The 10,799-nt window shown below is 69.0% G+C and carries 9 protein-coding genes; 1 reads left to right on the top strand and 8 read right to left on the bottom strand.

Annotated features, from left to right (window positions below; genetic code table 11):
- Positions 1-133: 133 nt before the first annotated feature.
- The 5 genes from STSP_RS36435 to STSP_RS36415 form a co-directional block, all read right to left on the bottom strand.
- On the bottom strand, positions 134-1,246 hold the full coding sequence (locus STSP_RS36435) for a S1 family peptidase (protein ID WP_067285616.1): 1,113 nt from the start codon (positions 1,244-1,246) through the stop codon (positions 134-136).
- A gap of 277 nt (positions 1,247-1,523) precedes the next feature.
- Positions 1,524-2,726: a Gfo/Idh/MocA family protein gene (locus STSP_RS36430; RefSeq protein WP_067285614.1), complete on the bottom strand. Its 1,203-nt coding sequence runs from the start codon at positions 2,724-2,726 to the stop codon at positions 1,524-1,526.
- A 29-nt stretch (positions 2,727-2,755) separates the two neighbouring features.
- A complete protein-coding gene (locus tag STSP_RS36425) occupies positions 2,756-4,099 on the bottom strand; it encodes an ABC transporter substrate-binding protein (RefSeq protein ID WP_067285617.1) in 1,344 nt (447 codons plus the stop codon).
- 11 nt (positions 4,100-4,110) lie between these two features.
- Positions 4,111-5,031 (bottom strand): carbohydrate ABC transporter permease, encoded by a 921-nt coding sequence (locus tag STSP_RS36420; RefSeq protein WP_067285613.1) that lies wholly within the window; start codon positions 5,029-5,031, stop codon positions 4,111-4,113.
- A gap of 18 nt (positions 5,032-5,049) precedes the next feature.
- Positions 5,050-6,015, bottom strand: coding sequence for a carbohydrate ABC transporter permease (locus STSP_RS36415; RefSeq protein WP_067285611.1), 966 nt, complete (start codon positions 6,013-6,015; stop codon positions 5,050-5,052).
- Between the two features lie 174 nt (positions 6,016-6,189).
- On the opposite strand from STSP_RS36415, the gene STSP_RS36410 reads away from it, so the two are divergent.
- Positions 6,190-7,344, top strand: a complete 1,155-nt coding sequence (locus tag STSP_RS36410) for an ROK family transcriptional regulator (RefSeq protein WP_067285610.1) — start codon at positions 6,190-6,192, stop codon at positions 7,342-7,344.
- Between the two features lie 48 nt (positions 7,345-7,392).
- On the opposite strand, the gene STSP_RS36405 is transcribed toward STSP_RS36410, so the two are convergent.
- The 3 genes from STSP_RS36405 to STSP_RS36395 form a co-directional block, all read right to left on the bottom strand.
- On the bottom strand, positions 7,393-8,166 hold the full coding sequence (locus STSP_RS36405) for an SDR family NAD(P)-dependent oxidoreductase (protein ID WP_067285608.1): 774 nt from the start codon (positions 8,164-8,166) through the stop codon (positions 7,393-7,395).
- A 180-nt stretch (positions 8,167-8,346) separates the two neighbouring features.
- Positions 8,347-9,105, bottom strand: a complete 759-nt coding sequence (locus tag STSP_RS36400; protein ID WP_067285606.1) for a GntR family transcriptional regulator — start codon at positions 9,103-9,105, stop codon at positions 8,347-8,349.
- Between the two features lie 119 nt (positions 9,106-9,224).
- Positions 9,225-10,718, bottom strand: a complete 1,494-nt coding sequence (locus STSP_RS36395; RefSeq protein ID WP_067285604.1) for a CoA-acylating methylmalonate-semialdehyde dehydrogenase — start codon at positions 10,716-10,718, stop codon at positions 9,225-9,227.
- Positions 10,719-10,799: the final 81 nt, after the last annotated feature.

Here is a 10,799-nt window from a genome sequence, read left to right as displayed (position 1 = left end):
GGCGCCAGACCGAGGACATACATCCCGGCGCGGCCCCGACCCAGCCACCGGCAGGGGGCGCCCCAGCCCAAGACGGCCCGCAGACGCGGTGCACCCACAGGCCCCCGCAGCTAGCGCGCCCAGAGCACAGCGGCTAGCGCGCTGCACCGATCTGCGCCCCCACCGCCGCCAACGCCGTAGGCACCGGCTGGAAGAACGTCTCGCCACCGGAGGTGCAGTCGCCGCTGCCGCCGGACGTCAGGCCGATGGCACTGCCGTCCTCGGTGAACAAGGGCCCGCCGCTGTCACCGGGTTCGGCGCAGACGTCGGTCTGTATGAGCCCGGTGACGGTGCCTTCCGGGTAGTTGACGGTGGCGTCGAGGCCGGTGACCGTGCCGTCCCGCCGGCCGGTGGTGCTGCCCATGCGGAACACCTGCTGACCGACGGCGGCTTCGGCAGCCTGCTGGATCTCGAGGAGCTGCCCGTCCCCCGTGTCGACGGCGCTCGCCGCCTGGATCGCCGGGTCGTCGTACGTGACGAGCGCGAAGTCTCCGTCGCCGGGGAACGTCGCGGCCTGCACGGTGCCGATCGGGGCACCGTCCTGCGCATCGGACCACTGCTCCGTGGCGACGCCGCAATGGCCCGCGGTGAGGAAACCCGGGCTGCCCTCCTGTGTGGTGACGTTGAACCCGAGGGAACAACGCGCGCCGCCGCCGAAGATCGCGTCACCGCCCTCGGCGAAGGTCTTGAACTCGCCGGCCGACTTCTGGATACGGGCCACACCCTCGCCCAAGGACCGCACCGCGGACTCGAGCCTGTCCCACCTGTCACCCGTCACGGTTCGGTCCGCCGTGACCAGGATCTGGTTGGTCCTGGGGTCGACGGCCCAGGCAGTACCCGGAATGCCGGCGCGCTGCTGCAGCGTCTGCGCACCGGACTTCAGCGTGCCGAGGCTGTTCTGGACACTCCGCACGGCTGCGCCGGCCTTCTCGGCCTGCACGATGACGTTGTCGTCGTTGCCGACGACGTTCACGGTGATCTGCTCCTTGTCGGCGTCGTAGTAGGCCCCGCCGAAGGCCGAGCCGAGCCGGGAGGCCAGTTGGGACGCCAGCTCCGACGCCGCTGCGGGGCTCAGCGCCTCGGGGCCGGGGTCCGGGTCCGTCTGTGAGGCGTTGGCCTGGGGCAGCAGCACGGCCGCTGCCACCAGGGCACCGGCCGCGCCCACCGCTAGAACGACCTTCCGCTTGGGCACTCGCTTGTGACTCAACTCGCGACCTCCTGGGGATGGCGGGGTCCTCGGACAGGCGGCCCGCTCTCCGGCCTGCGCTCCGGCGAACAAGCCCGGCCCTAGGTACGGATGGTGCGTGAGTTGCGTTCAGGGTCCCGGGCCGGGGACCCGCCCGGAACCCGGGCCCCGTCTTCGCCCCCGCCGCCCTTACCCGTCCCATCCCCAGGGGCTCTGTCCCTTCGCCCCGCCGAGGGGGCTCCGCCCCCTGGACCCCCGCTCCTCAAACGCCGGAGGGGCTGAATGTGCAACGCGCCGCCTACACCGCAGGCGCATCCCCGAAGTCCGGTATCTCGAGCCGGACACCCCCCTGCAGCGCAGAATCGTGCGCGATGATCCCCGGCAGCGTGTAGCGGGCCGCGACCCAGGCGTTCACCGGCGGCAGCGTCCTCGTGTTGACGGCGGTGACGAAGTCGTCAACGAGGAAGTGGTGGCTCCCCTCGTGGCCGTTCGTCATGTGGTCGAACTCCCTGGGCAGCCGCGCCCGGTCGTGCACGGGCGCCGAGCCCGAGGTGAAGGCGTCCCGCAGCGCCGGGGCGATGTGCTGGAGCGAGGGGTCGTCCGGCGACAGCGTCGGCTTGGGCTGGAGGTGCTCGGTGACGTCCGTGATCCCCTTCTTGTCCTGCCAGAGGCTGTACGTGGCAAGCTGCTCGAAACTGCCGTCCGTGCCGAAGAAGCGGAACCGCGATTCGCGGATGTGGGACGGGTAGCCGACGCGGCGGAACTCGTTCGTGCGGAACGTTCCGCCGCCCGCGACCTCGAACAGGGCAGTGGCATTGGAGAAGTCGTTGCCGAACTGGCTGACCTCCCGGTCGAAGACGCCGTCGCCGCGTTCGTCCCGCACACCGATCGCGGACACGCTGACCGCGTGCGTCTGCCAGGCGCCGAGCACCCCGCCCACCGAGTGCGTCGGGTACAGCAGCGGCGGATAGCTGGCCGTGGCCTTCCAGTTCTCGCCGCCGCTGTACTGGTACGCCTCGTAGAAGCCCAGGTCCATGTCGTGGACGTAGTCGCCCTCGGCGTAGAAGAGCCGTCCGAAGGCGCCCTCCGCGATCTGGTTGCGGGCGTACACGGTGGCCGGGTTGTAGTGGCTGGTCTCGCCCATCATGTACGTCAGGCCGGTCTCGCGTACTGTGTCGATGATCTCCGCGATCTCGTCCCGCGTGATCGCCATCGGCACCGCGGAGTACACGTGCTTGCCGGCCTTCAGCGCCTGGACGACGAGGGGCCCGTGGGTCCAGCGCTGGGTGAAGATGGCGACCGCGTCGATGGCCTTCGACTCCAGCATCGCCTCGTACGACGGGTAGGTCCCGGCCAGGCGCTCGTCCGCGACGAGTTGCTCGGCCCTCTCGGGCAGCAGGTCGGTGGCGAAGACGTCGCCGACGCCCGGATGTGCGTGGAACAGCTTGGCGAACTGGCCGGCGAACTGCCCGGCGCCGACGATGCCGAGGGAGAACGTCATGGGTGGGGTGCCCTTCACTGGTCGAGAGATCACTGGGAGAGGATCAGGTTGATCTGGTCGTTTGTCTGGTCGAGGCTGCTCACGGGCTTGCCGTTGCCGTAGATGTCCTCCATCGCGGGCATCATGAGCGCCGTCACGTCCGCCGCGTAGTTGGTGATCGGGTAGGAGAACGTCCGGAAGTGCTTCTTGTCGGCCACGGGTTCGGTGAAGGCCGACACGTCGATGCCCTTCTTCTCGTAGGCGGCGATGGCGGCCTCGGTGCCGGCCGGAGTGGCCGGGAAGACGACACCGGCCTTGCCGACGACGGTCTGGCACTTGTCGGATGCCAGATAGGCCACCCACTTGCGGGCACCCTCCTTGTTCCTGGCGCCCTTGGTGATGGAGTCGGCGAGGCCGTTCATCATGGTGGCGCGCTTGCCGGTCGGTCCGACCGGGGTGAGCGCGGTCTTGATGTCCATGCCCTTGAAGCCGTTGTAGCTGGAGATCATCCAGGCTCCGTCGAAGGCGGCGGCGGCCTTGCCCGCGGCGACCTGCGTGTTGGCCTGGTTGGACTGGATGTTGTAGTCGGAGAGGGGGGCCAGGTAGCCCTTCTTGGCCAGGCCGAAGTACCACTTGATGACGGACTTGAAGGTCTTGCTGCCGTATTGGTACTTCGTGCCCCAGCGGGCTTTGTCCGTGTAGCTCCATCCGGCGGACCCGGTGAAGGGGCTCCACTGCGTCTGGCCGTCGCCGAAGCCGCCGCCGTTGCTGGCCAGCCCGTACACCTTGACGTTGTTCTTGTCGAAGCCCGGCTCGTCGCCGCGCTTGCCGTTCCGGTCGACAGTGAGGTGGGCGATCGCCTTCTCGAAGGTGCCGCCGTCCTTGGGGTTCCAGGAAAGGTCGTTGAGCTGCTCGGCGGTGAGACCGGCGTCCTTCGCCATCTTCTCGTTGTAGAAGAGTGCGACGGTGTCCCAGTCCTTGGGGGTGCCGTAGCGGTGGCCGTCCTGGCCGATCCAGTTGGCGGCCAGTCCCGGCTGGTAGTCGGAATCCTTGATGTCCAGGTCGTCGAGCGGCTCCAGCACCTTCAGATCGGCGAACTGGCCGAACTTCTGGATGTGGTCGGTGAATACGTCCGGCTGGGTGCCCGCGATGAACCCGGCGGTGAGCTTGGTCCAGTAGTCGCTCCAGCCCAGCTGGGTGATCTGGACCTTCAGCCCGGGGTTCTCCTTCTCGAACCCCTTCGCGCAGGCCTGGTAGGCGGGCAGCTGGTTGGCGTCCCACAGCCAGTACGTCACCGTGTTCGCGGACGCTCCCGTGGAGTCGCCCTTCGCGCAGCCGGTCGCCAGGGACAGTGCCAGCGCTCCGGCCAGCGCGGTCAGCGTACGAAGTCGCATCTTCACGTCCCTCACTTGATTCCGGTGAAGCCGATGGAGCTGACGATGCGGCGGGCGAAGCAGGCGAAGAGCACCAGCATCGGGAGCGCGGCGATCAGCGTCGCCGCCATGAGCCCCGACCAGTCGACGCCGGTCGCCGGGGTCTGCGCCCGGAAGATCGCCAGCGCCACGGTCAGCACCCGCGAGCTGTCGCTGTAGGAGACCATCAGCGGCCAGAAGTAGTCGTTCCAGGAGGTGATGTACGTCAGCACGGACAGCGTGATGATCGGCGTGGACGCCATCGGCAGGATCACCCGGAAGAAGATCCTGACCTTTCCGGCGCCGTCGAGCAGCGCCGCCTCCTCGACCTCCCGGGGGATGTTCATGAAGAACTGGCGCAGGAAGAACACCGCGAACGGCGTCATGAAGAGACTGGGCAGCGCGATCCCCAAGAGCGTGTCCACCAGGTGGAGCTGCTTGATGAGCACGAAGTTCGGCAGCAGCGTGAAGATGGTCGGCACCATCAGCCCGGCCAGGAACAGGCCGAACACCATGTCCCGGCCGCGCCAGCGCAGCCGCGCGAAGGCGTACGCGGCCATCGCGGAGAAGAAGATCTGACAGCCCGTGATCAGCGTCGAGACGATCACCGAGTTGAGCAGATAGCGCCAGAAGTCGAGCCCGCCGCCGGCGCCGCCTTGCGCGACCGCCTCTTCGGCCGACTGCAAACCGAGGGCCCGCTCGAAGCCGGTGCCGGTGAGATCGACGGGCAGCGGGTTGGCAGGGTCGGCGTTGAGGCCCGCGTTGGTGGAGAGCGCAGTGCGCAGGATCCAGTAGAACGGCAGCAGGGTGATGAGAACGATCAGCCCCATAACGGTCCAGGCGGCGGCCCGGCCGAGGGAGAACCTGCGCCCGACCGGTCGTACTCCGGTCGTCGTCGTGGTCACGGCGGCCATGTCGGTGTCTCCTTTCCGTCAGCCGAGGTCGGTCTGGCCGGCCCGGGTGAGCCGGTACTGAAGGACGGTGATCGCGCTCAGCACGACCAGCAGGGCGACGGACATCGCCGAGGCGTAGCCGAACTGGAAGCGGCCGAAGGCGGAGCCGTAGATGTAGTACTGGAGCACGTTGGTCGCGTTCGCCGGACCTCCCGCCGTGGTCACCGCCACGGTGTCGAACACCTGGAACGAACCGATCACGGTCATGATCAGCACCACCGCCAGCACCGGCCGCAGCAGCGGCATGGTGATCCGCCAGAACATCCGCCACTCGCTCGCGCCGTCGACCTTGGCCGCCTCGTACATGTCGTTCGGGATCGCCTGGAGTCCGGCGAAGAGCAGCAGCGCGGTGTAGCCGACGTGCCGCCAGACGTTGATCAGGGCGATGGTGGGGATCGCCCAGGTCTCGTCGGCGAGGAAGGGGATGCGGTCGACGCCGATCGCGCTGATGATCTCGTTGCCGATGCCGAGCTGGGTGTCGAGGATCCAGAGCCAGACGAGGCCGGCGACGACGTTCGACATGAGGTAGGGGGTGAGGACGATGCCGCGCAGCAGGGACGACTGAGTCAGCCGCTGCAGCAGGACGGCGATGGCCAGCGCGGCCACGGTCTGCACGCCGATGTTGATGACGACGTACTCGACCGTGACACCCAACGAGCCCCAGAAGATGGGGTCGTTGACCATGCGTATGTAGTTGTCGAGCCCGACCCACTCGGCCGGGGTCAGCAGATTGAACCGGGTGAAGCTGAGCCAGATGCCGCGCAGGGTGGGCCAGGCCAGGAACACCAGGAACCCCAGCATGGCGGGGGCGATGAAGACCGCCGCGAGGAGACCGTCCCCGTGCCCGCCGCCGTCCCGTTCGCGGGCCCGCACCTTCGGCTTCGTCCGTGCCCCTACGTCGCGCGCCCTCAGGCGCGACGGCGGGCTGCTTGAGGCGACAGTCATCAGTGACTCCCTCGTCTGCGGCTCGACTCGTCGGCTCGACTCGTCCTCTGCCCACTTACTTTTGAGGCGAAAGAATCCAGCCGTCAAGGGCCGTGCGCAATGCTTCTTCGATCGCATGCAAGTCGCTTAGGCTAGGGGCATTACTTCTGAGGCAGAAAAATGTGGGGAGGTCTCGTGAGCACTCGTACGGCCAGCTGGCTGCCGCTGAGCCCCGGCGAACGATCCGTGGCCATCGAGGTCCTCATCCACGGCCCGCTCTCCCGCACCGAGCTCGCCCGGCGGCTGAACCTCTCGGCCGGCAGCCTCACACGGCTCACCAAGCCCCTGCTCGAGTCGGGCCTGCTGGTGGAGGAGGACGCGGCGGCCACCGGGACCCGTCAGGGCCGTCCCTCGCAACCCCTGGACATCGTCGCCGACTCCCGGTACTTCGCCGGTTTCAAGATCACCGAGGACATGGTCTACGGCGTGGTCACCACGCTCAGGAGCGAGATCGCCGCCCGCCACGACCGCCCGCTGACCACGCACGACCCGGAACAGGTCGCGGCACTCCTGCAGGAGATGACGGCGGAGTTCGGCCGGTCCTTCCCCCGTCTGGCCGGTGTCGGCATCGGCGTGGGCGGGCGCGTCCGGGACCGGTCGGTCGTAGTCGAGTCCTTCTTCCTGGACTGGGACGGCGTGCCGCTGGCCGACCTCGTCGAAGCGCGCACCGGGCTTCCGGTCGTCGTGGAGAACGATGTCGCGGCACTGATCGAGGCCGAGTCCTGGTTCGGCGCGGGGCGGGGCCTCGAGCGGTTCGCGGTGCTCACCATCGGGGCAGGCATCGGATACGGCCTGGTGCTCGGCGGGAAGCTCATCCGTACCGCGGAGGACGGCCGGGGCATCGGGCGGCGCTGGATCGTCAACCCGAACGGCCCGCTCACGCCGGACGGAGAACGCGGCAGCGCCATAGCGCTGCTGACCGTCCCCAGCATCTGCTACCAGGTGCGTGCGGCTCTCGGCCGGGACGTGGAGTACGAGGAGATCCTCGCGCTCGCCGCCGCAGGGGACCCGCTGACCTCACGCGTGATCGACGAGTCGGCCCGGGGCCTCGGCACGCTGGTGGCCCAGATCGCCAACTTCGCGATGCCGCAGAAGATTCTGCTCGCCGGGGAGGGCATCGGCCTCGTCGACGTCGCGGGCCCGGCCATCGAGGAGACCATCCTCGCGAACCGCCACCCCCTGGCGGACCCGGTCGTCCTGGAGACCAAGGTGTCCGACTTCCACGACTGGGCGCGGGGGGCGGCGGTGCTGGCGATCCAGGTGCTGGTGCTCGGGACGTACGACGGGTGACCCGGGAAGCGCCTGCGGCGGGCAGCACGCGAAGGTCACTGCCGAAGGTCACTGCCGAACGATGGTCCGGGCCATGATCTGGCTCAGGACGCCTGGCGCCATGCGCCGTGCCGTCCACATGGCGTGGGTACCTCGTCCCGGGAAGGCCCACAATCGGCCTCGTGCCAGGGCGCGGTCCATCGAGTCCAGCACTGCATCGGTGGTCAGGCCGGGGCGTGGCCCGAACATGGCTGGCGCGTCACGGCGCATGCGATCCAGCATGGGGGTCTCCACGGCCGGCGGGCAGACACACAGGACGTGGATGCCTCGTTCGCGGCACTCAGCCGACAGGGTCTCGGCGAGGAAGTGGGGTGCGGCCTTCGCCGCGCCGTACCCCCCTCCCTCGGGTACAGGCACCCAGCCCGCGATGGATCCCAGCAGGATGATCTGGCCGCCGCCGCGGGACGCCATGGCGGGGACGACGGCGTGGACCAAACGGAGCGTGCCGCCGTAGATGACGTTCATCAGGCGGAGCGTGTCGGCGGGGTCCTGGTCGAGCAGCTTTCCTAGGTCGGCGATCCCGGCGCAGTGGACGAGTCGCCGCGGCGAACCGATCTCCTTGCTGATCCGATCGACCGTGTCGGCTAAGGCCTGCGGGTCGGTGATGTCGCAGACGAACGGACGGATGCTGGGGCCGCGGTCGGCCAGGGAATCGAGCCCGGTGTCGCTGATGTCGACGGCTGCGACGGCCCAGCCACTGTCGGCCAGCCGGAGGGCGGCTGCTCTGCCGATACCGCTCGCGGCACCGGTCACGATGGCTACGTCGGACCCTGAATGCGTCATTTCCTACCCCTGCCGGTCGGGAGCTGTAGACGGACTCCGGGGACGGCCGGGCTGGCCGACGAGCAGGCAGAGAATGCCCCCCTTCCCCGGCAGTGCAGTGCAGTGCAGTGCTACCCAGCCGATATGTGACCGACGCCGGTGAGAGGCCTTCCGTTTACCGATGGGCTGGGTTTCGGCCTGTCAGGAGCGGACCAGCAGCTGGAACTCGAACGCGTAGCGCGAGGCGCGGTAGATGTGGGTGCCGTACTCGACGACGCGGCCGGTGGAGTCGTAGGCCGTGCGCTGCATCGTCAGCAGCGCGGCGCCTTCGGTCTCGTCGAGGCGCTCGGCCTCCTCGACGGTGGCGCAGCGCGCGCCTATGGACTGCCGCGCGCTGTGCAGGGTGATCCCGGCCGCGCGCATCATGCGGTAGAGACCGGTCGCCTCCAGCTTCGCGGTGTCGAGGTGCACCAGACCGGCGGGGAGGTAGTTGCAGAGGAACGCCATCGGTTCGCCATGGGTGAAGCGCAGTCGTTCGAGGACGGCGACGTCGCTTCCCTCGGCGAGGCCGAGGGCCGCCGCGACCTCCGCGGACGCCGGCTGCACCTCGTTGCGCAGTACGCGCGTGGCGGGGCTCTGCCCTGCGGCCTCCAGGTCGTCGTAGAGGCTGCTCAGTTCCAGCGGGCGCTTGACCTGACTGTGCACCACCTGGGTGCCGACGCCCCGGCGGCGTACCAGCAGGCCCTTGTCGACGAGGGACTGGATGGCCTGCCGGACTGTGGGCCGGGACAGGCCGAGCCGGCCGGCGAGTTCAATCTCGTTGCCCAGGAGACTTCCGGGCGCCAGCGCACCGTGCTCGATCGCCGACTCCAGCTGCTGGGCGAGCTGGTAGTAGAGCGGCACCGGGCTCGTGCGGTCCAGTGCGAAATCGAGGGAGGCGGAGGGCGCGGAAGGGGTCACGAGGGGAGGTTATCCGTCCGTCGGAGCGGCAGGAAGCCCTGCCAGGCGATTTGTCCGGACAATATGCATCCGTCTGTGGCGCCGGGCGGCTGTGTGCTCCGCCCGGCGCTGCAGCGGCCTCAGGAGTTGCTGGGGAAGCCCAGGTTGATGCCGCCGTCGGAGGGGTCCGGCCAGCGGGTGGTGATCACCTTGCCCTGGGTGTAGAAGGCGATGCCGTCGTTGCCGTAGATGTGGTGGTCGCCGAAGAGCGAGTCCTTCCAGCCTCCGAAGGAGTGGTAGCCGACCGGGACGGGGATGGGCACGTTGACGCCGACCATGCCGGCCTGGACCTCGAGCTGGAAGCGGCGGGCGGCGCCGCCGTCCCGCGTGAAGATCGCGGTGCCGTTGCCCCAGCGGGAGCTGTTGATCAGCTTGATCGCGTCGTCGTAGGTCTCCGCTCGTACGACGCACAGGACCGGACCGAAGATCTCGTCCCGGTACGCGTCCGCGGTGACGGGCACCTTGTCGAGGAGCGAGACGCCGAGGAAGAAGCCCTCCTCGTGGCCGTCCACGGTGTAGCCGGTGCCGTCGACGACGACCTCGGCGCCCTGTTCGGCCGCCGACGCGACGTACAAGGCCACCTTGTCGCGGTGCTCGCGGGTGATCAGCGGGCCCATCTCGCTCGACGGGTCGGTGCCGGGGCCGATCTTCAGCGCCTTCGCGCGCTCGGCGATCTTCCCGACGAGCTCGTCACCGGTGTCGCCGACCGCGACCACGACCGACACGGCCATGCAGCGCTCACCGGCCGAGCCGTAGGCGGCGTTGATGGCCTGGTCGGCGGCGAAGTCCAGGTCGGCGTCCGGCAGCACCAGCATGTGGTTCTTGGCGCCGCCGAGCGCCTGGACGCGCTTGCCGTGCTCGACGGCCTTGAGCTGGATGTACTTGGCGATCGGAGTCGAGCCGACGAACGACACGGCCGCGATGTCCGGGTGCTCGAGGAGCCGGTCCACGGCCACCTTGTCGCCCTGGACGATGTTGAGCACGCCGTCCGGCAGGCCCGCTTGGGAGGCCAGCTCGGCCAGCAGGTACGACGCGGACGGGTCCTTCTCGCTCGGCTTGAGGACGAAGGTGTTGCCGCAGGCGATCGCGATGGGGAACATCCACATCGGCACCATCGCCGGGAAGTTGAACGGCGTGATGCCCGCGACCACGCCAAGCGGCTGGCGGATGGAGGCGACGTCGACCCGGGTGGAGACCTGCGTCGACAGCTCGCCCTTCAGCTTCTCCGGGATGCCGCAGGCCAGCTCCACGATCTCCATGCCGCGCGCGACCTCGCCGAGCGCGTCCGAATGCACCTTGCCGTGCTCGGCGGTGATCAGTGCCGCGATCTCGTCACGGTGCGCGTCCAGCAGCTCGCGGTACTTGAACAGGAACGCGGTGCGCTTGGCGAGAGATGCGGTGCCCCAGCTCTCGAACGCGGCCTTCGCGCTGGCGACCGCGGCGTCCACCTCGTCGACGGTGGCGAAGGCTACCTGCTTCTCCTGGGTGCCGGTGGCCGGGTTGTAGACGGGCGCGAAGCGCCCGGACGTGCCCTCGACGGGCTTGCCGCCGATCCAGTGGTTGATGGTCTTCATGTTCTTGGGGGGCCTTTCATGGGGCGGGGAGGGCGTGGGCGCCCCAAAGGGGCGCGGGGCTGTATCGATATGCGGCTCCGC

This window comes from Streptomyces jeddahensis (genome assembly GCF_001642995.1).
Taxonomy (GTDB): Bacteria; Actinomycetota; Actinomycetes; order Streptomycetales; family Streptomycetaceae; genus Streptomyces; species Streptomyces jeddahensis.
Note: the sequence above shows the minus strand (reverse complement) of the source record. Positions and strands in the feature narration are given on the sequence as shown.

Coding starts and splice junctions, on each gene's coding strand:
- STSP_RS36420 (WP_067285613.1), bottom strand. CDS start 5,031: ATGGCCGCCGTGACCACGACGACGACCGGAGTACGACCGGTCGGGCGC.
- STSP_RS36405 (WP_067285608.1), bottom strand. CDS start 8,166: ATGACGCATTCAGGGTCCGACGTAGCCATCGTGACCGGTGCCGCGAGC.
- STSP_RS36425 (WP_067285617.1), bottom strand. CDS start 4,099: ATGCGACTTCGTACGCTGACCGCGCTGGCCGGAGCGCTGGCACTGTCC.
- STSP_RS36415 (WP_067285611.1), bottom strand. CDS start 6,015: ATGACTGTCGCCTCAAGCAGCCCGCCGTCGCGCCTGAGGGCGCGCGAC.
- STSP_RS36430 (WP_067285614.1), bottom strand. CDS start 2,726: ATGACGTTCTCCCTCGGCATCGTCGGCGCCGGGCAGTTCGCCGGCCAG.
- STSP_RS36395 (WP_067285604.1), bottom strand. CDS start 10,718: ATGAAGACCATCAACCACTGGATCGGCGGCAAGCCCGTCGAGGGCACG.